We start from the raw sequence: 20654 nt of genomic DNA, 5'->3' as shown, positions 1-20654 counted from the left end.
AAGAGGCTTAGGTGAGTAAAGCTCAATTGAATTTAACCCGCATCGTGTTGCTGGATCTATGGCACCACAAATGGATCATGATGCTAGCTGTGCTAGTCATGATGAATGCGATTGCGGTGGTGTATACCAGCTATGAAGGCAGAAAGTACACCAGTCAATGGGAGCAGTTATTACAAGAGCGAGACAGGCTAGATATTGAGTGGCGTAACTTGCTACTCGAAGAGCAGTCTCGTTCAGAGCATAGCCGAATAACTCGGATAGCGACTAAAGAGCTCAACATGAACCGTCCATTACCAAAAGATGAGGTTGTGGTAAGAGTGCCATGAGTAAACAAGCGAAGCGTAAACAAAAACCACAGTTAATCCAATGGCGTCTATACGTCGTTGTGGCTTTTGTCTGCCTGATGTTTACCAGTTTGGTTGGTCGTGCGGCTTATATTCAGATTATTGAGCCTGAAAAATTACGCCACGAAAGTGATATGCGCACCCTGCGTACCACCAGTCGTGAGGTGCAGCGTGGATTGATTACCGACCGCAATGGCGAGATGCTGGCGGTTAGCGTACCGGTTAAGGCGGTCTATGCCGACCCTAAAGTGGTGCATGATAAAAATGGCTTTGCAGATATGCGTCGCTGGCAAGCGCTGGCGGATGTATTGCACGAGCCAAAAGATGAAATTCTAGATAGAGTCCAATCAAATCCGCGTAAGCGTTTTACCTACCTTAAGCGTCAAGTGACCCCAGCCGTTGCTGACTATATCAAGCAGCTAAAGCTGCCTGGTGTTTACCTTAAGTCAGAGTCTCGTCGTTACTACCCAACGGGTGAGATCTCGGCGCAGCTAGTCGGTATTACCAATATCGATGACAAAGGCATCGAAGGGATAGAGAACACCTATAACGATTGGCTCACGGGAACCCCAAGCAAGCAAAAAGTGCGTAAGTCCCGAGACGGTCATGTTGTTGAGCGCCTCGATATGGTGCAAGAAGGTGAGAGCCCGAACGACTTGGTTTTGAGTATTGATCAGCGTATTCAGCAGCTTGCCTATCGTGAGTTGAAAAAAGCCACCGAGATCAACCAAGCGACATCGGGGTCGATCGTGGTATTAGATGTACACACGGGGGAAGTGTTAGCGATGGCGAATACGCCCTCCTATAACCCTAACTCTCGTGAAGGGCTGCAGAGCTATCGCATGCGAAATCGTGCATTAACCGATTCTTACGAACCCGGCTCTACCATTAAGCCATTTGTGGTGGCTGCCGCGCTTGAAGCGGGCACCATTAAAGCGGATGACATCATCAAGACTAATCCAGGGCGCATGCGCATTGGTGGTAAAATTGTCCGTGATGGCCGCAACTATGGCGATCTTTCCCTAAGCGGCATCTTGGTGCACTCCAGTAACGTTGGCATGACCAAGATTGCGTTATCAATGCCAGTGCAAGAGCTGTTAGGTGCCTACCAGACAATGGGGCTAGGTAACTATTCGGGTATTAACTTAGAGGGTGAAAGTGCAGGTCTTATTCACGACCGTCGTCGCTGGTCTGAGTTTGAGCGAGCCACGCTATCATTTGGTTATGGCTTGATGGCAACACCATTGCAGCTTGCCAGAATGTACTCAATTTTAGGAAACAAGGGCGTACTCTACCCAGTTTCAATTTTAAAGCTAAAGCAGGAGCCGCAAGGTACGCAGGTGCTTTCACCTGAGGTAGCACAAGGCGTAATGGAGATGCTGGTGGGCGTTACCGAGAAAGGTGGCACCGCACGTAAGGCACATATCGAAGGTTACCCTGTTGCAGGTAAAACGGGTACTGCACGTAAGGCGGTTGCTGGCGGTTATGGTGAGGATTACGTCGCGCTATTTGCTGGCGTTGCCCCGGTACATAATCCAAAGCTAGCCATTGCTGTAGTCGTTAACGAGCCTAAAGGCGATCGTTATTACGGCGGCGATGTGGCTGCTCCTGTATTTGCATCAGTGATGTCTGGAGCACTGCAGATGCTCAATGTAGAACCTATTTCAAGTCGAGAGAAGGTGCGTCTAGCTGCACATTCTAGGAGTGTAGAGTAATGTTGATCCGCGATCTGCTGGCACCATGGTTTCATTATTCAGGATCTGAAGATTTCTTGGATATCACTTTGGATAGTCGTGCAGTAAGAGAAGGCGACCTGTTCGTCGCAATTCCAGGTTACCAGGTCGATGGCAGACAGTTTATTGCTGGGGCATTGGAGCGCGGGGCAATCGCGGCGTTGGTGCATACCGACTCTCCGGATAAACACGGCACTGTGACTCACGACGGTGGACTCCAGATCTTATTTTTTCAGCTGAACAGGCAAATATCTGCCTTGGCGGCTCAGGCTTACCCTCTGTCTAAAGCGCGGCCGAAGATTGTCGGTGTGACAGGAACCAATGGTAAAACCTCGGTGACTCAGCTGATTGCTCAGCTGCAGTTATTACAAAATAAACACACTGCTGTGATGGGCACTCTAGGCAATGGCCTATGGGGTGAACTTGTCGATAGCGGTAACACTACCGCCGATCCTGTCACGCTTATCAAGCAGTTGCAGGAATTTGAACATAGAGGCGCAGATACTTGTGCGATGGAGGTCTCTAGCCACGGCTTAGTGCAAGGCAGAGTCGAAGCCGTCCCCTTTGATGTGGCGGTGTTTACCAATTTAAGCCGAGATCACCTCGATTATCACCATACGATGGAAGCTTATGGCATCGCCAAGAAGCGCCTATTCCAGTTCGCCAACCTGCGCGGTGGTTTAATCAATACCGATGATCCAGTCGGTCGTGAGTGGCTGACCGATTTAGCCTCTGACAAGTTATTAGGCTTTAGCGTCAAAGGAGATGCTACGGCTGCAATTTATACCAAAGACAACCATTTTCATGATGGCGGCGTTTCTTGCACCTTAGTGTGGCCAACTGGCGAAGCTCAGCTTCGTTCACCGCTACTAGGTGATTTTAACTTGTCCAATTTGGTTGCGGCGCTCGGTGCGCTTTACCTGCTGGGTGAAGATATGCAGGTGCTCGTAGCACTTGCGGCCAAGCTTGAGCCTGTGGCTGGACGAATGGAGCGCTTCACCGGTAAAGATGGTGTCACACTTGTGGTTGACTACGCCCATACGCCGGATGCAATCGAGCAGGCGTTAAAAGCGTTGCGTGTGCATTGTAAAGGGCAGTTGTGGTGCTTATTCGGTTGCGGCGGCGATAGAGACAAGGGTAAGCGTCCAATGATGGCGGCGAGTGCAGAACAGTTTGCTGACCGTGTGATGGTCACCAGTGATAACTGCAGAAGCGAAGATCCGAAGGCAATTATTGCCGATATTTTTACGGGCTTGCAGCGTCCTGAAGCTGCCTTGTCGCAGGTTGACCGTCAGCTAGCGATTAAAGAGATTATCGCTCAGGCAAACGCAGGCGATATGGTGTTACTGGCAGGCAAGGGCCATGAAACCTATCAAGAAGTTAATGGTAAAAAATTGAATTACGATGAAAGGGCATTCGCAAAAGCGCTTGCCGAAGGTGATGCATGATCAGGGTTTCTTTAGCCGAGTTAGCGGCGCGCCTCAATGGCCAGCTGATTGGCGACGATCTGCCGATTGAAAGTGTCTCTAGTGACAGTCGAGCGGTAGATAGCAAGACGCTTTTCGTGGCGTTGAAAGGTGAAAATTTTGATGGCCATAACTTTGCTCAAGCGGCGGTCGATGCTGGTGCGAATGCATTGTTGGTAGAAAGAGAGTTACCGATAGACGCTGCACAAATTGTCGTTGCAAATAGTCAGCGCGCGATGGGTGACATTGGCGCCTATGTGCGCGAGCAGATTGGGCCTACTTGTGTGGCACTAACTGGTTCTAATGGTAAAACCAGCGTCAAAGAGATGATAGCGACTATCTTGTCGCAAGAGCACCAAGTTCTCTATACCGCGGGTAACTTCAATAATGAAATTGGCGTGCCATTAACTCTGTTGAGATTAGAGCAAGGTGACGAGTTTGGCGTGTTTGAACTTGGTGCTAACCATGCTGGGGAAATTGATTACACCTCTAGCCTAGTCAAACCTTGCGTGGCCATGGTGAATAACGTTGCATCGGCTCACCTTGAAGGGTTCGGTTCGCTGCAAGGCGTTGCTACGGCGAAATCTGAAATCTTTAATCATGTCGCAAATGGTGGCACAGCGGTAGTCAATGCCGATGATCCATTTGCAGATGTGATGCTTGCGGCTTCGGCTCATCTAAAGCAACTGCGTTTTGGCATAGAAAATGACATTAGCCGAGATCTCGATATTTCGGCGAGTGAATTGAGCAGCGATAACTATGGCCGCTACAGTTTCACAATTAACCATCATAACGATGCGAAACAGGTGTCCTTGCCCTTAGCTGGGCGTCATCAGGTTTCAAATGCCCTAGCGGCAACCAGCATCTGTCTCGCGCTTGGTTTATCTTTGAGCCATATTTGCCAAGGACTTAGCCAGCTAAAGCCAGTAAAGGGACGCATGTTACCAAGCGCTCTTGGGCGGGTGACGGTGATCGATGATAGCTATAACGCAAACCCGGCTTCTGTAGGCGCTGCAATTGACTGGCTTCAAGAAATTAAAGGAAATCGCTGTTTAGTACTGGGCGATTTGGGCGAATTAGGCGACAATGCCGCCCTTTTGCATCGTGAGCTTGGGGAATTAGCCAAGGCGAAAGGCGTCAACGCGCTATTTTGTGTCGGCACGCTAAGCGAGGGTGCGAGTCACGCTTTTGGTTCCAAACACTACACGGATATAGATGATTTGGTTGCGGGGTTAATTCAATACATTAACGAATTACCTGCCGAAATTACCGTGTTAGTGAAAGGTTCTCGCAGTGCGAGAATGGAACGTGTAGTCGAAGCTTTAACAACGGCCTTTGGTCGCGGGGAGTTTGTTTAATGCTGGTTTACCTGGCTGAGTATTTAACCCAATTTTATAGTGGGTTTAATGTATTTTCATATGTGACGTTTCGAGCCATTTTAGGCTTGATGACGGCAATGGTGTTTAGTCTTTGGTGGGGACCAAAGATGATCGAGCGTTTGCAATTGATGCAGATTGGTCAAGTCGTGCGTAACGATGGCCCTGAATCGCATTTCAGTAAGCGTGGCACGCCAACCATGGGTGGCTTGCTGATCCTTGCGGGTGTGTTTATCAGTGTCTTGCTTTGGGGCGATCTGGGTAGCCGCTATGTGTGGGTCGTGCTCTTCGTTCTGGCAACTTTCGGTTTGATTGGCTTTATCGATGATTATCGTAAAGTGGTCAGAAAAGACACCAAGGGATTGATCGCTAAGTGGAAATATCTGCTGCAGTCTTTGGCTGCACTGGTGATTGCCGTTTACCTTTACGCATCGGCGCAAAGCCCAGGAGAGACCCAATTAGTGGTGCCATTCTTTAAAGATGTGATGCCACAGCTTGGTGGCCTCTTTATCGTATTGGTTTACTTCACGATTGTTGGCTCAAGTAATGCGGTTAACCTAACTGATGGTCTGGACGGTTTGGCAATTATGCCAACGGTTATGGTTGCTGCGGCATTTGCCTTGATAGCCTACCTTTCTGGTCACGTTCAGTTTGCTAACTACTTGCACCTGCCTTATCTGCCAGGAGCGGGTGAACTGGTGATTGTCTGTACGGCGATTGTGGGGGCTGGTCTAGGCTTTTTATGGTTCAATACCTATCCGGCACAAGTATTCATGGGTGATGTAGGCTCGTTATCTTTAGGCGCGGCATTAGGTGCTATCGCGGTACTAGTGCGTCAAGAGATCTTATTGGTGATTATGGGCGGCGTGTTCGTTATGGAGACTGTGTCGGTAATCTTGCAGGTAGGCTCGTACAAACTACGCGGCCAGCGCATCTTCCGTATGGCACCCATTCATCATCATTATGAGCTGAAGGGATGGCCGGAGCCACGAGTCATTGTTCGTTTTTGGATTATCTCTTTGTTCCTAGTCTTGCTTGGGCTAGCAACCTTGAAATTGAGATAATCGAGTTAAATTAATTAACTCATTTTATATAGAAGAGTAGATAGGTCTGATATGGCGCAGCAATATTCACACATAGTTTTAGGTTTAGGTGCAACAGGTTTATCTGTTGTGCGCTACCTGTGTGGGCAAGGAATTATTCCTTTAGTCATGGATAGTCGAATTCAACCGCCGGGGGCTGAGAGCTTGGCTACAGAGTTTCCGCAAGTGACTCTTATCACTGGTGGCTTCGACTGTCGTTACTTGGTGCAGGCACAGCAGATCATTATTAGTCCTGGTATTGCGTGCGAAACCCCAGAGGTTAGGGTTGCGTTTGATATGGGCATAGAGGTGATCGGTGATGTTGAGCTGTTTGCCCGCGCTGTGGCCGAAACGTCAGCCAAGGTTATCGGTATCACGGGCTCTAACGGCAAGACGACTGTCACCACCTTAGTAGGTGAGATGGCTAAAGCCAGTGGCTGCTCTTACGCTGTCGGTGGCAATATCGGTGTGCCAGCACTGGACCTACTCATCGAGCCTAAAGATCTGTATATCCTAGAGCTATCGAGTTTCCAGTTAGAAACAACCCATAGCTTGCAGTGTGTTGCGGCAACTTGCCTCAACATTAGTGAAGATCACATGGATCGCTACAGCGACCTTGAGTCATACCGTCAGGCCAAGCTTAAGCTCTATAAGCAGAGCAAAATGGTGCTATTTAATCGCGAAGATGCGTTAACTATCCCTAATAACCCAACCAACCAGCAAAGCTTCGGTTTAGATGCTCCAGAAGTTGATGACTGGGGGATCTCTGCTGGCATGATAGTACAAGGCACTAGCCAGATAATGCCTGTGAGTGATGTTGCACTTGTTGGCAGTCACAACCAAGCGAACATTATCGCCGCGATGGCGTTAGCCTCAGCGGCAGGTATTGAACGTGATTTTCAGATAGAGGTTGCTAAGGCATTTTTAGGCCTCGCTCACCGTTGTGAAGTGGTTGCTGATATTGCCGGTGTGACTTATGTCAACGACTCTAAAGCGACGAATATCGGTGCTACGGTTGCCGCCATTGACGGCTTAAGTGAGCACTTAGGTGAATTGATTTTGATCGCCGGTGGTGATGGTAAAGGCGCAGACTTTAAACCGCTAGAGCCAGTGCTTGAGAAGGTCAGTCAGTTAATTGTTTTAGGTAAAGATGCTGACAAAATTGCGGCATTAAAACCCGAGGCGATAAAAGTCTCCACCATGGCAGAGGCTGTGGCGAAGGCTAATGAGTTAGCCACCGCTGGTGATATCGTGATCTTGTCACCCGCTTGCTCAAGTTTAGATATGTATTGCAACTTTATGGCCCGTGGAGATGAATTCCGTAGCCTAGTTGAAGCGATCCATGGCGAGTAGTGATAAGCAGTTAAGCCTGTTTGGCAACCGCATTAAATGGTCGTTGCCAAATCTGTTTAGTGACAGAGCTGCACCTGGGATGCAGCTGTACGATAGAGCATTATTATTTGCTGTTTTGTCGTTGATCTGTTTTGGCTTTGTTATGGTGATGTCAGCCTCTATGCCGGAGGCGCAGACTTTAACGGGAAACCCGTTTCATTTTGTTTGGCGTCATGGCGCTTACCTTGTGGGCTGTGTAATCATTGCTGCTGTGGTTTTGCAAGTAGAGATGCGTCATTGGCAAAATTTTAGCCCGCTGCTGCTGTTGCTCGTAGGGATCATGTTGGTGGCGGTGTTGATTGTGGGAACCACGGTAAACGGGGCGACTCGTTGGTTATCTATCGGGCCTATCCGTATTCAGGTTGCCGAGATAGCTAAGTTTGCTTTTGCTATCTATATGGCGGGTTACTTGGTAAGGCGCCACCAAGAGATTAGGGAAAATGCTAAAGGCTTCTATAAGCCGATTGCTGTTTTTGCCGTGTATGCGTTTTTGATTTTGATGCAGCCTGACTTAGGGACGGTGGTGGTGCTATTTGTTGGCACGGTCGGTTTGCTGTTTTTAGCAGGGGCGCGATTACTGGATTTCTTTGCGCTGATCTTAACCGGGATTCTGGCATTCGTGGCGCTTGTACTGCTAGAGCCTTATCGTATGCGACGAGTCACCTCGTTTCTTGACCCATGGCAAGATCCGTTTGGCAGCGGTTATCAGCTGACTCAGTCACTGATGGCCTATGGTCGCGGCGATTGGTTTGGTCAGGGGCTAGGTAACAGTATTCAGAAGTTGGAGTATCTGCCTGAGGCACATACCGACTTTATCTTCGCGGTGATTGGCGAAGAGCTAGGGTTTATCGGCATTATCGCTGTTTTGTCAGTGTTGCTGTTTGTGGCACTGCGAGCGATTAAGCTGGGTAATATGTGTTTGGCACTGGAGCGTGCATTTGAAGGCTATTTAGCCTACGGCATCGGCATCTGGATCTGTTTCCAGACGGTGGTAAACGTCGGTGCCAGTATCGGTATGTTGCCAACCAAAGGATTAACCCTGCCATTTATTAGTTATGGCGGTAGTAGTTTATGGGTGATGACAGCGGCAGCTATGATGCTGATCCGAATTGACCATGAAAGAAGATTGAGTGTTATCCAGGCCATCGAAGGCCGGGCAAACAAATAATGAGTGAGATGATGACTAACCAAGCTGAAGAAAAACGCATTTTAATCATGGCAGGCGGTACTGGCGGCCATGTGTTTCCTGCGTTGGCAGTCGCTAAGTATTTAAGCCAGCAAGGCTGGAAAGTACGTTGGTTAGGCACGGCTGAGCGAATGGAAGCGAGGCTTGTGCCTCAACATGGCTTCGATATCGACTTTATCGATATTAAGGGCGTACGTGGTAATGGCTTGATGCGTAAGTTGGCCGCGCCTTTTAAGATCTTGCGCTCAGTGATGCAAGCGCGCGCCGTCATTAAGAGTTTTAAGCCTGATGTGGTGATGGGAATGGGCGGTTTTGCCAGTGGTCCAGGTGGCGTCGCTGCCAAGCTTTGCGGTATCCCACTGGTGTTGCATGAGCAAAATGCCATTCCTGGCATGACCAATAGGTTATTGTCGCGCATCGCATCTGAAGTGCTGTGCGCCTTTGAAGGTACCTTTACCGACATTAAGGCGGAAACGGTGGGTAACCCTATCCGTAAAGAGTTGATTGCCCTTGGAGATAAGCGCGAGCACTCCTGTGATGATGACTCGCTAAAGGTACTCGTTGTTGGCGGTAGTTTAGGGGCGAAGATTTTTAATGATGTGATGCCAAGTGTGTTGCAGGGGGTGAGTAAGACTCACTCTATGACAGTTTGGCATCAAGTCGGGCGTGATAATCTGGCATCGGTGAAGGCGGAATACCAGCGACTAGGCCAAGATGGTAGCGTTAGTGTTGCCGAGTTTATCGATGATATGGAAGCGGCATACCGTTGGGCTGATGTGGTGGTTTGCCGGTCAGGTGCGTTAACTGTATCTGAGTTGGCCGCCGTAGGCTTGCCGAGCTTATTGGTGCCTTACCCACATGCAGTAGATGACCATCAAACGAAAAATGCCAAAGTTTTAGTTAACGCTGGGGCAGCTTTTCTGTTGCCACAGCCGATCGTAGATACCAGCAAGTTGATGACTAAGTTGTCGATGCTGGCATCTGACAAACAAGAATTATGCAATATGGGCCAACGTGCTCGAGACGTAGCGATTTTAGATGCAACGCAAAGAGTCGCCAACGTCTGTATTCGATTAGCACAGAAGGGTTGAGATGAGTAACAAAGCAGAGAAGTATTCGCAGCTAAGATCCATGATCCCTGAAATGCGCAGGGTTAAGCACATCTATTTCGTTGGAATAGGTGGTGCCGGTATGGGCGGCATAGCGGAAGTGCTTGTTAATGAAGGTTACAAGTTAAGTGGTTCTGATATCGCCGAAAGTGCGGTGACTGAACGATTAACTCAACTTGGCGCGACTATCTATATTGGGCATGATGCCAGTCAGATCAAAGACGTGGATGTAGTTGTGGTTTCTACGGCGATTAGTGCAGATAACCCAGAGTTAGTGGCAGCAAAAGAGCTAAGGATCCCAGTGGTACGCCGTGCTGAGATGCTAGCGGAGCTGATGCGTTACCGTCATGGCGTTGCTGTTGCCGGCACCCACGGAAAAACGACTACGACTAGCTTGATTGCCAGTGTTTATGCGCAGGCTGAACGCGATCCAACATTTGTTATTGGTGGCTTACTCAATAGTGCTGGCACCAATGCCAGATTAGGTCACAGCCGTTATCTTATCGCCGAGGCGGATGAGAGTGATGCGAGCTTCTTACATCTGCAGCCGATGGTTAGCGTAGTGACTAATATCGAAGCTGACCATATGGATACCTATGAAGGCGATCTAGAGAAGCTTAAAACAACCTTCGTTGATTTCCTGCATAACCTGCCTTTCTATGGTGTTGCAGTGGTGTGTATCGACGACCCTATCGTGCGCGAGCTTATTCCGCGTATCGGTCGCCGCATTGTTACTTACGGTTTCAGTGAAGATGCCGATGTTCGTGCACTAGATTTCAAGCAGACAGGCTATAGCTGCGAGTTTACCGTTAGACGTGCTGGTTTTGAGGATCTGCAGTTATCGGTCAACCTGCCTGGTGAGCACAATGTATTGAATTCGCTGGCTGCAATTGCGGTTGCGACTGAAGATGATATTGAAGATGAAGCGATTGTTGCTGCTTTGGCTGAGTTTCAAGGTATCGGTCGTCGCTTCCAGCAGATCGGTGAGTTCGCGACAAGTAAAGGCGAGATTAAGTTGGTCGATGACTATGGCCATCACCCAAGCGAAGTCGCTGCAACCATTAAGGCAGCCAGACTGGGTTGGCCTGAACGTCGTCTAGTGATGATCTATCAGCCCCACCGTTATAGTCGTACTCGCGATCTGTATGAAGACTTTGTTGAAGTCTTATCACAAGTCGATTGCTTATTGATGCTCGATGTTTATTCTGCGGGCGAAGCGCCTATTCCCGGTGCCGATAGCCGTGCACTATGTCGTTCGATTCGAGTACGTGGTCAGGTTGAACCGGTATTTGTTGCCAGCACCGAGCAGTTAGAGACGGTATTACCGGAAATCTTGCAAGACGGCGATCTGTTGCTGACCCAAGGGGCAGGCAGTATTGGCATGCTGTCACGCAGTCTCGCTGAGTCGAATTTAGGGTTTGATTCTGCATCGACAGATGAAAAAAATGCGTAATTTAGAGCTATATAGCTTAACTTGCTCATCAAATTTTGACGCTTGGAATAAGGGCTATATAATGGCCGATTTTTCGGGCTTACGGTTGCAAAAGGAAGCCTAAAGGTGTCTTGGCGCGATAAAGGTCAGCGTGTTCGGGTTTTGCTTTCGCAAGCCGATTGGTATCTGTGTTTCGGAGTGGTGTTTTTACTGTGTGTATTGATCGGTTTGTCGATGGCAGTAATGAAACTCAATTCCGTGCTAAATGATGCCGATGCGCTACCTATTGAAGCGGTTGCGATTAGCGGAGAGCGGTTATATACCAGCGACAAGGAGATCCAAGTTGCACTGCAGGATTTAATGCAGCGAAGCTTTTTCTCCGCCGATGTTAATCAGGTGCAAGATGCGTTAGAAGGTTTGCCTTGGGTGTATCAAGCCTCGGTGAGACGAGAGTGGCCTGCGAAATTGAAGGTCTATCTGGTTGAACAAAAGCCAGTCGCACATTGGAATGGTGATGATTGGCTCAATATTTATGGCGAAGTGTTTGATGCGCCAGCGAAAGAAGGTATACCTAACTTACCTTTCTTGACCGGCCCTGAAGAGCAAAGTAAGTCGGTGCTAACTACTTACCAGCAATTGGGTGAATTATTAAGAATTAATGGCTTTAACTTACAGAGTTTAAGTTTGAGCCCAAGGCATGCTTGGCACGCACAGCTCAATAACGGCATAAAGCTGGAATTGGGCCGCGAAGACAAGATGGCAAGGATACAAAGATTTATCCACGTCTACCCGCAGCTTACTAAGCAGGATAAGCAGGTAGCGATTGTGGATTTGCGCTACGACACAGGTTTGGCCGTAGGTTGGGATGATGCAAAGAAAGAGAGCCGTTAATTAATGACCAAGAATCTAGATAGAAATCTGATCGTGGGATTGGACATAGGGACATCGAAGGTCGCTGTGATCATTGGTGAAGTGTTGCCTGACGGTGAGATCAGTATTGTCGGCCTTGGAAATCACCCTTCAAGAGGGATGGATAAAGGTGGCGTTAACGATCTCGACTCTATCGTACGTAGTGTACAAAGAGCACTAGACCAAGCTGAGCTCATGGCAGATTGCCAAGTCTCTTCGGTTTACTTGAGTATCTCGGGTAAACATATCGAATGTCAGAATGAAAACGGCATGGTATCGATCAATGACGAAGAGGTGACGCAGGAAGACGTTGATAATGTCATCCATACGGCACGCTCGGTAAAGATCCCAACGGAACGTCGTATTTTGCATGTGTTACCGCAAGAGTACGCAATCGATGTGCAAGATGGTATTAAGAGCCCAATAGGCATGTCAGGTATGCGTATGGAAGCCAAGGTACACATCGTGACTTGTGCTAACGATATGGCTAAGAACATAACCAAGAGCGTTGAGCGCTGTGGATTGAAAGTCGATGATCTAGTGTTCTCAGCGATAGCTTCGGCCGACTCGGTGTTGACCGACGATGAGAAAGACTTAGGTGTCTGCTTGGTCGATATGGGCGGTGGTACAACTGATATCGCGGTTTATACCAACGGTGCACTGCGTCATTGCGCAGTGGTTCCAGTTGCGGGTAATCAGGTGACCAATGATATCGCTAAGATATTCCGTACCCCCTTATCTCACGCTGAACAGATTAAGGTACAGCATGCTAGTGCTCGTAGTTCAATGGTGAGCCGTGAAGACAGTATCGAAGTCCCTTCAGTGGGTGGTCGTCCGTCTCGTAGCATGTCGCGTCATACGCTGGCGGAAGTGGTTGAACCTAGATACCAAGAATTATTTGAACTGATCTTAAAGCAGTTACGCGATAGCGGTTTAGAAGATCAAGTTGCGGCGGGCATTGTTATTACTGGCGGTACGGCATCGATTGAAGGTGCGGTAGATATTGCCGAAGCGACATTTGGCATGCCAGTAAGAATGGCGCAGCCGCTACCAGTGAAAGGTTTACATGAATATGTGGATCAGCCTATTTACTCTACCGGAGTTGGGTTGCTTCACTATGGTGCGCGCAGAGTCATCGAGCGTCAGTTCGAGCGCCCTGAGCGACAAGGGGTCACCAGTCTTTGGAATCGGGTCCAGAGTTGGTTTAAAGGTGAGTTTTAGTTAATAACGCAGGCAGAACGGAGAAAAGACCATGTTTGAGATCATGGATAGTCATTCAGACGAAGCGGTGATTAAGGTCATCGGTGTCGGTGGTGGCGGCGGTAACGCTGTCGAGCATATGGTTAAACACAACATCGAAGGTGTTGAGTTTGTGGCAACAAATACTGACGCACAGGCGCTGCGTAAGTCTGCTGCATCAACCACAATTCAATTAGGTCGTGACGTAACTAAAGGTTTAGGGGCTGGCGCAAACCCTGAAATCGGTCGTCTAGCGGCAGAAGAAGACAAAGAAAGCATTCGTAATGCGATTAAAGGTTCAGACATGATCTTTATCGCTGCAGGTATGGGTGGTGGCACTGGTACTGGTGCAGCTCCAGTGGTAGCAGAGATTGCTCGTGAAGAAGGCATTCTAACGGTTGCTGTTGTGACTAAGCCTTTCCCATTTGAAGGTAAGAAGCGCATGACCTTCGCTGACCAAGGTATTGAGCAGTTAGCGAAGCACGTGGACTCGTTAATTACCATCCCTAACGAGAAGTTACTTAAAGTGCTAGGCCGCGGTACTTCTTTATTAGATGCGTTTGCCGCAGCTAACAACGTATTGCTTGGTGCTGTTCAAGGTATTGCAGAGCTTATTACTCGCCCAGGTCTAATCAACGTCGACTTCGCCGACGTGAAAACCGTAATGTCAGAAATGGGTAATGCCATGATGGGCACAGGTGTCGCAAGTGGTGAAGACCGTGCAGAAGAAGCGGCGGAAGCTGCTGTGGCTAGCCCGCTATTAGAAGATATCGATCTTGCTGGCGCTCGCGGCGTGCTTGTGAACATCACTGCTGGCATGGATATGAGTATCGAAGAGTTCGAGACTGTGGGTAACCATGTTAAGGCTTATGCGTCTGATAACGCTACAGTCGTTGTGGGTGCGGTTATCGATCCAGAAATGTCTGACGAGCTACGCGTAACGGTTGTTGCAACGGGTATCGGCGCAGAGAAGAAGCCTGATATTCAGTTGGTTTCAAAGCCTGCTCCGCGTCCAGAACCAATCGTTCCTGCTGAAACTCGCGTTGAAAACATTACCCCTGAAGATACGATTACACCGACTGTATCTCATGGTAATACGGCACCAGCAGCTCAGCCACAAGTGGCGACACCTGTGACCGAGAAAAAGAACGAACTTGACTACTTGGATATCCCAGCATTTTTGCGTAAGCAAGCTGATTAACTTAAGTGTTAATAAATAGTTAAGAAATATAAGGCAATACTAAAGTGTTGTCGAAAAGCTGAGTGAGTTTTGGTGAATTTGCAAAGATATGCTAAGATATCCGACCAGCATCGCCTACGCACGACTGAAAAGTGTGTGGTTAGTGCTTTTTTGTTGAGATAATAAACGGGTAAGTACATGATTTTTCAAAGAACTGTGAAAGAAATGGTTAAGACTACTGGTGTTGGATTGCATTCCGGCAACAAGGTGACTTTGATCATTAAGCCCGCACCAGTTAATACCGGCATTAAGCTAGTTCGTACCGATTTGACGCCAGCAGTGGAAATTCCAGCTGTTGCCGATCAAGTGCGTGAGACAACTATGTGTACCGCTTTGGTTAATGACGATGGTGTTCGTATCTCAACAATTGAGCATCTATTTGCAGCGCTAGCCGGACTAGGCATTGATAACGCAGTTATCGAAGTTGACGCGCCTGAAATTCCTATTATGGATGGCAGTGCGAGTCCTTTTGTTTTCCTACTACAATCAGTTGGTATTCAAGAGCAGAGCGCAGCTAAAAAATACATCAAAATCACTAAACCAATCCGCGTTGAAGACGGTGATAAATGGGCAGAGTTGAAACCTTTTAAAGGCTTCAGAGTCGATTTCGCAATTGACTTTAACCACCCAGAGATCGCTCGTAGTCAGCAGCATATGGTTATGGATTTTTCATCGTCTGCTTTTGTTAAAGATATCAGCCGTGCAAGAACCTTTGGTTTTATGCGTGATATTGAATACCTAAGAGCAAATAATCTTGCACTAGGCGGCAGCATGGAAAATGCTGTTGTACTTGACGAATATCGCGTCCTCAACCCCGATGGCCTGCGTTATGAGGACGAGTTCGTTAAGCACAAGATTCTTGATGCCTTTGGTGATCTATATGTGGCTGGTCATGCAATTGTGGGTGAGTTCTGTGCTTATAAAACAGGACATGCACTTAACAACCAGTTAGTGCGTGCTATGCTTGCACAGCAAGACGCTTGGGAAATCGTGAGCTTTGAAAAAGAAGCCGACGCACCAGTCAGCTTCTCAGTTCCCGCTGGGGCTGTATTCGCTTAACTGCGAACTAAGATTGCCTTGAACGGCTGGCTAATGCAGCCAGCCGTTTTAGTTTTAGCGCTAATGTCCCCTCTGTATGTTCAGCTAACGCCTCTATATGAGCGGCGGCATTTTCACTAATTAGGTTGTGAGCGGCCTTGGGTTTTGTTTCATACATTAACAAGCTTGGGTTGACTTTAACTTCGATTGCGGTAAGCATGGGTAGCGTTTCGGCTTGTAGCAATTGTAGTATTTTGGGTTTTTGGAAGTTTATTCTTGCCGCCCATGCAGCCGTAGTTGTTTCAATAACCAAGATCCCTTGACGTAAATTGGCAACCTTTAGTTGCTCTGTCACTGGACCAGTTAGCACTTGTTTCACGTAGTGATCTAAGTGTAGTAACAGTTCTGCTTTTTCAGCTAGATTAGGCATAGTGCCTTGCTGATGCAGTAATTGACTGAGATCCTGAGGGGGCTTTTTCATATGATAATAAAATGGCTTAATTAGGCTATGAGTGTAACAGTTTTTATTCAAGGTCGAAATGGTGCCACCCGCTGGCAACCAGGAAAGCGTTGGCTGCTTTTACCTATACTGCTCATCGCAGCGGGTACAGGCCTTTATCAGCACAGTGCTAAGCAACTTACACAGCAGCAAGCTAATGTCGATAGTGAGCGTATGGCTCGTGAAGAACAAAAAGATGAGTTAATTGCACTGAAGAGTGCGACTGAAACTCAGCTTTCGATGTTGGTGACTCATGTTGCTCGTATGCAGGCTAAACTTACGCGCTTAGAAGCGCTGGGCCAACAAGTTGCAGTAAATAATCAATTAGAAGATCAATTTGATTTCTCTTCAGAAGTCGGTGTTGGTGGTATCAGTGAATTAGGTACTAACATCGAACTCGATCAGCTTATCGCCGATATGGATGAGCTGGTATCTCGAATAGATAATAATAATGTTCAGCTTTCACTACTTGAAACAGTAGCATCTAATCTCCATATAGATGAAGAACGTTATATATCTGGGCGACCAATTCAAAAAGGTTGGTTATCTTCGCCCTACGGTTTACGTAATGATCCTTTTAACGGTAAACGCACGATGCATAAAGGCATCGACTTTGCCGGGAAAGAGGGCTCCGATGTAATCGCAACCGCAGGTGGCGTGGTTACATGGGCAGACAAGATGTTTGGTTATGGTGAGTTAGTCGAAATTGATCATGGAAATGGTCTAAGCACTCGCTATGGTCACAATAAAGCTTTGTCAGTAAATGTGGGTGATGTGGTCGCTAAAGGCGATAAAATCGCAGTTATGGGGAGTACTGGGCGCTCAACTGGGCCTCATGTACACTATGAAGTGTTGCGCGGTGGACAACAGATAGATCCGCAAAAATATGTCTACCGCAAGGCAGGGTAATCGTAAAATCGGCTTTCAGGCTCTAAAAGGGACTTGGCCAATAACATAGAAGTGGTTCAGATGTTTGGTAAATTACTGACAAAAGTATTTGGTAGTCGCAACGATCGTACACTTAAAGCATTTGGTAAAGTCGTTAATAAGATTAACGCACTAGAAGCTGAGTATGAAAAGCTATCAGATGAAGAATTAAAAGCAAAAACCGCCCACTTCCGCGAGCGTTTAGACGGTGGTGAATCATTAGAAGGTGTTTTACCTGAAGCATTTGCTACAGTACGTGAAGCGTCGAAGCGTGTCTTTGAGATGCGTCATTTCGATGTGCAGCTTATCGGTGGTATGATTTTGGATAGTAACCGCATCGCTGAAATGCGTACCGGTGAAGGTAAAACCCTAACGGCAACTCTGCCTGCATATCTAAATGGTCTAACAGGTAAAGGCGTACACGTTATTACAGTGAACGACTACCTAGCTGCTCGTGATGCTGAAAATAACCGTCCTCTTTTTGAATTCCTAGGCTTAACAGTTGGTATTAACGTTGCGGGTCTTGGTCAAGTTGAAAAGAAAGCCGCTTATGATGCCGATATCACCTACGGTACAAACAACGAATTCGGTTTCGATTACCTGCGTGACAACATGGCGTTCTCACCAGCTGAACGTGTACAGCGTCCGCTTCACTATGCCCTAATCGATGAAGTCGACTCAATCCTTATCGATGAGGCACGTACGCCGTTAATTATTTCTGGTGCAGCTGAAGATAGCTCTGAGCTATATATCAAGATCAATACATTGATCCCTAACCTTATCGCTCAAGAGAAAGAAGATACTGAAGAGTATGTGGGTGAAGGCGATTACTCTGTTGATGAGAAATCAAAGCAAGTTCATATGACGGAGCGCGGCCAAGAGAAGGTCGAGGTACTTTTAACTGAACGTGGCATGCTAGCTGAAGGTGATTCACTATACTCTGCTGCTAACATCTCATTGCTGCACCATGTTAACGCCGCATTGCGCGCACATACTCTATTTGAAAAAGACGTAGACTATATTGTTCAAGATAATGAAGTCATTATTGTCGATGAACACACTGGCCGTACTATGCCAGGCCGTCGTTGGTCTGAAGGTCTGCATCAAGCAGTTGAGGCTAAAGAAGGCGTTCATATTCAAAATGAAAACCAAACATTAGCATCGATCACTTTCCAGAATTTCTTCCGCCAGTATGAAAAGCTTGCCGGTATGACGGGTACAGCTGACACAGAAGCGTTCGAATTCCAACACATCTACGGTCTAGATACAGTAGTTGTTCCTACAAACCGTCCAATGGTGCGTAAAGATCATCCGGACTTGGTTTATCTAACGGCTCAAGAAAAATATGCGGCGATCGTAAAAGATATCGTTGGTTGTCGTGAACGCGGCCAGCCAGTATTGGTGGGTACGGTTTCGATTGAGCAATCAGAACTACTACACAGCTTACTGAAAAAGGAAAAGATCCCCCATGAGATCTTGAACGCCAAGTTCCACGAGCGTGAAGCAGACATCGTTGCTCAAGCTGGTCGCACTGGTGCGGTAACTGTTGCCACTAACATGGCAGGTCGTGGTACCGATATCGTGTTAGGTGGTAACTGGAACATGGAGGTTGACGCATTAACCAATCCTACTGACGAACAGAAGGCTAAGATTAAGGCCGACTGGAAAATTCGTCATGATGAAGTGGTTGAGGCGGGTGGTCTACACATTCTTGGTACTGAGCGTCACGAATCTCGCCGTATCGATAACCAGCTACGTGGTCGTTCGGGCCGTCAGGGTGATGCGGGTTCATCACGTTTCTACCTATCTATGGAAGATAGCCTAATGCGTATCTTCGCTTCTGACCGTGTTTCTTCAATGATGAAGAAGTTAGGTATGGAAGAGGGCGAAGCGATTGAGCATCCATGGGTGTCACGTGCTATCGAAAACGCACAACGTAAAGTTGAAGCGCGTAACTTCGATATCCGTAAGCAGCTACTTGAGTTCGATGATGTTGCCAATGACCAACGTCAAGTTGTTTACGCCCAGCGTAATGAATTGATGGATGCTGAAAGCATCAAAGATACGATTACTAATATTCAAGAAGATGTGGTTAATGGCCTAATCGATCAGTATATTCCACGTCAGTCTGTAGAAGAGCTTTGGGACGTAGAAGGTCTAGAGAAGCGTCTTCAGCAAGAATATGCGATGAGTCTGCCTATTCAAGAATGGTTAGATAAAGAAGACGACCTACACGAAGAGACGTTACGTGAGCGTATTGTTGAGACTTGGGTTAATGCATATAAAGCCAAAGAAGAGATGGTAGGCGAGCAAGTTCTACGTCAATTCGAAAAAGCGGTAATGCTACAAACCCTAGATGGCCTTTGGAAAGAACACCTTTCGGCGATGGATCACCTTCGTCAAGGGATCCACTTACGTGGCTATGCACAGAAGAATCCTAAGCAGGAATATAAGCGCGAGTCGTTCGAGCTATTCCAGCAAATGCTTGAGTCATTAAAGCACGATGTGATTAGTGTGTTGTCTAAAGTACAAGTACAGGCACAATCTGATGTAGAAGAGATGGAAGAGCGCCGTCGTCAAGAAGACGCAAAGATCCGTCGTGATTATCAGCACGCCGAAGCCGAAGCGTTAGTTGGCGCAGAAGAAAGTGCTGCGCTAGCTGCTACTCAGCCAGTTGTTCGCGATGGCGAGAAAGTTGGCCGTAACGATCCATGCCCATGTGGATCTGGTAAGAAGTATAAACAATGCCACGGTAAGCTAAGCTGATAAGAGTGCTATACCGAATAGAGCTATAGATAGAAGGGGGACTTAATATGAGTCCCCCTTTTTTATTGCTCATATATATTGAGTGAAGTTGTCAGTTTTGGCAGTATAGAGAAAGTTAAGCTATATATACTGGCTAGGTTAAAGCGGACTAGAGAGTTAAGAGTCACCAGGGGCTTATAGCCTAAGAGGAACTATTACCATTTAGATGAAGGGCTAGAATCGCTTGGAAGTGTAAAAAAAGCGACAACTCCGAAGAGGGTTGTGGATAACTCTGAGGGTAACTAGTGACTAAATTGTGCCTAACTAAATACCTTAAAAAAAGTCTAAAATTATAGGAAAAAGCGCTTGCGCTCTTTTCGAATCTCCCTATAATGCGACCCCACTGACACGGCGCAGCAGGCAACACGCCTAGCAAGCAGAGTTAGTGAGTTAAACTTCTTAGGAAGGTTTAGCTCTGGTAACAAGCGGTTTAAGAGCTTCATTTGATGTGCCTTGTATAAAGAATCATCGCTTGAAAAACTTCTTAAAATAAACGCTTGACGCCAACACCGGAGAGTGTAGAATACGCCTCCTCAGCCAAACGACCTAAGCGTCTAAGGCGCTAGTTTGAAAGACCTAGTCTTAATAGAATTAGCAACGCTCTTTAACAATATGACAAGCAAATCTGTGTGGGCACTCACAGGTGTTGAGTTAATCGAAATTACATCTTAGATGTAATCAAAAATTTTCTCGATGAACCACTGAGTGACCATAGCAATATGTAAACTTCATTAGCCTTAAGGTTGATGAAAAACAGTATAATTCATTGAGCAGGTCTTCGGACCATCAAAACTTTAATTGAAGAGTTTGATCATGGCTCAGATTGAACGCTGGCGGCAGGCCTAACACATGCAAGTCGAGCGGTAACACAAGGGAG

General features: G+C 47.3%; 16 protein-coding genes and 1 rRNA gene. 16 read left to right on the top strand and 1 reads right to left on the bottom strand.

Annotated features, from left to right (window positions below; all coding sequences use genetic code 11):
• The first annotated feature begins 11 nt into the window (after positions 1-11).
• From ftsL to lpxC, 13 genes are all read left to right on the top strand, one after another.
• Positions 12-326 (top strand): cell division protein FtsL, encoded by a 315-nt coding sequence (gene ftsL / locus K5Q92_RS13615; protein ID WP_220769545.1) that lies wholly within the window; start codon positions 12-14, stop codon positions 324-326.
• Entirely contained in the window at positions 323-2059 is a 1737-nt protein-coding gene (locus K5Q92_RS13610; RefSeq protein WP_220769544.1) for a penicillin-binding protein 2, read from the top strand. Before ftsL ends, K5Q92_RS13610 begins: the two co-directional genes overlap by 4 nt.
• Complete coding sequence (gene murE, locus K5Q92_RS13605; protein ID WP_220769543.1) at positions 2059-3525, top strand: UDP-N-acetylmuramoyl-L-alanyl-D-glutamate--2,6-diaminopimelate ligase; 1467 nt, start codon at positions 2059-2061, stop codon at positions 3523-3525. Before K5Q92_RS13610 ends, murE begins: the two co-directional genes overlap by 1 nt.
• Positions 3522-4901: a UDP-N-acetylmuramoyl-tripeptide--D-alanyl-D-alanine ligase gene (gene murF / locus K5Q92_RS13600; RefSeq protein ID WP_220769542.1), complete on the top strand. Its 1380-nt coding sequence runs from the start codon at positions 3522-3524 to the stop codon at positions 4899-4901. Before murE ends, murF begins: the two co-directional genes overlap by 4 nt.
• On the top strand, positions 4901-5983 hold the full coding sequence (gene mraY, locus K5Q92_RS13595) for a phospho-N-acetylmuramoyl-pentapeptide-transferase (RefSeq protein WP_220769541.1): 1083 nt from the start codon (positions 4901-4903) through the stop codon (positions 5981-5983). Before murF ends, mraY begins: the two co-directional genes overlap by 1 nt.
• Before the next feature lie 51 nt (positions 5984-6034).
• Positions 6035-7354 (top strand): UDP-N-acetylmuramoyl-L-alanine--D-glutamate ligase, encoded by a 1320-nt coding sequence (murD, locus tag K5Q92_RS13590; protein ID WP_220769540.1) that lies wholly within the window; start codon positions 6035-6037, stop codon positions 7352-7354.
• Positions 7344-8561 carry a cell division protein FtsW gene (gene ftsW, locus K5Q92_RS13585; protein WP_220769539.1) on the top strand — a complete coding sequence of 406 codons (1218 nt, stop codon included), beginning with the start codon at positions 7344-7346 and terminating at the stop codon, positions 8559-8561. Before murD ends, ftsW begins: the two co-directional genes overlap by 11 nt.
• Positions 8562-8572: 11 nt before the next feature.
• Complete coding sequence (murG, locus tag K5Q92_RS13580; RefSeq protein ID WP_220769573.1) at positions 8573-9670, top strand: undecaprenyldiphospho-muramoylpentapeptide beta-N-acetylglucosaminyltransferase; 1098 nt, start codon at positions 8573-8575, stop codon at positions 9668-9670.
• 1 nt (position 9671) lies between these two features.
• Entirely contained in the window at positions 9672-11141 is a 1470-nt protein-coding gene (gene murC / locus K5Q92_RS13575) for a UDP-N-acetylmuramate--L-alanine ligase (protein WP_220769538.1), read from the top strand.
• A gap of 105 nt (positions 11142-11246) precedes the next feature.
• The gene (locus K5Q92_RS13570; RefSeq protein WP_220769537.1) at positions 11247-12011 is read left to right on the top strand and encodes a cell division protein FtsQ/DivIB; all 765 of its coding nucleotides are present in this window, start codon (positions 11247-11249) and stop codon (positions 12009-12011) included.
• A gap of 3 nt (positions 12012-12014) precedes the next feature.
• Positions 12015-13250 (top strand): cell division protein FtsA, encoded by a 1236-nt coding sequence (gene ftsA, locus K5Q92_RS13565; protein ID WP_220769536.1) that lies wholly within the window; start codon positions 12015-12017, stop codon positions 13248-13250.
• Between the two features lie 31 nt (positions 13251-13281).
• Positions 13282-14469, top strand: coding sequence for a cell division protein FtsZ (gene ftsZ / locus K5Q92_RS13560; protein ID WP_220769535.1), 1188 nt, complete (start codon positions 13282-13284; stop codon positions 14467-14469).
• Positions 14470-14646: 177 nt separating this feature from the next.
• Complete coding sequence (gene lpxC, locus K5Q92_RS13555; protein WP_220769534.1) at positions 14647-15567, top strand: UDP-3-O-acyl-N-acetylglucosamine deacetylase; 921 nt, start codon at positions 14647-14649, stop codon at positions 15565-15567.
• A gap of 7 nt (positions 15568-15574) precedes the next feature.
• Here lpxC and K5Q92_RS13550 read toward each other — a convergent pair whose 3' ends face one another.
• Positions 15575-16027, bottom strand: a complete 453-nt coding sequence (locus K5Q92_RS13550; RefSeq protein WP_220769533.1) for a DUF721 domain-containing protein — start codon at positions 16025-16027, stop codon at positions 15575-15577.
• A 27-nt stretch (positions 16028-16054) separates the two neighbouring features.
• On the opposite strand from K5Q92_RS13550, the gene K5Q92_RS13545 reads away from it, so the two are divergent.
• The 3 genes from K5Q92_RS13545 to K5Q92_RS13535 all read left to right on the top strand — a co-directional run.
• Positions 16055-16954 carry a M23 family metallopeptidase gene (locus K5Q92_RS13545; RefSeq protein ID WP_220769532.1) on the top strand — a complete coding sequence of 300 codons (900 nt, stop codon included), beginning with the start codon at positions 16055-16057 and terminating at the stop codon, positions 16952-16954.
• A 60-nt stretch (positions 16955-17014) separates the two neighbouring features.
• Positions 17015-19738, top strand: a complete 2724-nt coding sequence (gene secA / locus K5Q92_RS13540; RefSeq protein WP_220769531.1) for a preprotein translocase subunit SecA — start codon at positions 17015-17017, stop codon at positions 19736-19738.
• 834 nt (positions 19739-20572) lie between these two features.
• A 16S ribosomal RNA gene (locus tag K5Q92_RS13535) occupies positions 20573-20654 on the top strand; the annotation flags it as partial.

The sequence above is a fragment of the Shewanella sp. MBTL60-007 genome, from assembly GCF_019654915.1.
In the GTDB taxonomy this organism is placed as follows: domain Bacteria; phylum Pseudomonadota; class Gammaproteobacteria; order Enterobacterales; family Shewanellaceae; genus Shewanella.
This window is presented reverse-complemented; position numbering and strand designations above follow the sequence as displayed.

Excerpts from the sequence above, each read along its gene's own strand:
- murG (WP_220769573.1), top strand. The coding sequence starts at position 8,573 with ATGACTAACCAAGCTGAAGAAAAACGCATTTTAATCATGGCAGGCGGT.
- murF (WP_220769542.1), top strand. The coding sequence starts at position 3,522 with ATGATCAGGGTTTCTTTAGCCGAGTTAGCGGCGCGCCTCAATGGCCAG.
- murD (WP_220769540.1), top strand. The coding sequence starts at position 6,035 with ATGGCGCAGCAATATTCACACATAGTTTTAGGTTTAGGTGCAACAGGT.
- lpxC (WP_220769534.1), top strand. The coding sequence starts at position 14,647 with ATGATTTTTCAAAGAACTGTGAAAGAAATGGTTAAGACTACTGGTGTT.
- ftsZ (WP_220769535.1), top strand. The coding sequence starts at position 13,282 with ATGTTTGAGATCATGGATAGTCATTCAGACGAAGCGGTGATTAAGGTC.
- secA (WP_220769531.1), top strand. The coding sequence starts at position 17,015 with ATGTTTGGTAAATTACTGACAAAAGTATTTGGTAGTCGCAACGATCGT.
- ftsW (WP_220769539.1), top strand. The coding sequence starts at position 7,344 with ATGGCGAGTAGTGATAAGCAGTTAAGCCTGTTTGGCAACCGCATTAAA.
- K5Q92_RS13545 (WP_220769532.1), top strand. The coding sequence starts at position 16,055 with ATGAGTGTAACAGTTTTTATTCAAGGTCGAAATGGTGCCACCCGCTGG.
- murE (WP_220769543.1), top strand. The coding sequence starts at position 2,059 with ATGTTGATCCGCGATCTGCTGGCACCATGGTTTCATTATTCAGGATCT.
- K5Q92_RS13550 (WP_220769533.1), bottom strand. The coding sequence starts at position 16,027 with ATGAAAAAGCCCCCTCAGGATCTCAGTCAATTACTGCATCAGCAAGGC.
- ftsA (WP_220769536.1), top strand. The coding sequence starts at position 12,015 with ATGACCAAGAATCTAGATAGAAATCTGATCGTGGGATTGGACATAGGG.
- murC (WP_220769538.1), top strand. The coding sequence starts at position 9,672 with ATGAGTAACAAAGCAGAGAAGTATTCGCAGCTAAGATCCATGATCCCT.
- mraY (WP_220769541.1), top strand. The coding sequence starts at position 4,901 with ATGCTGGTTTACCTGGCTGAGTATTTAACCCAATTTTATAGTGGGTTT.
- K5Q92_RS13610 (WP_220769544.1), top strand. The coding sequence starts at position 323 with ATGAGTAAACAAGCGAAGCGTAAACAAAAACCACAGTTAATCCAATGG.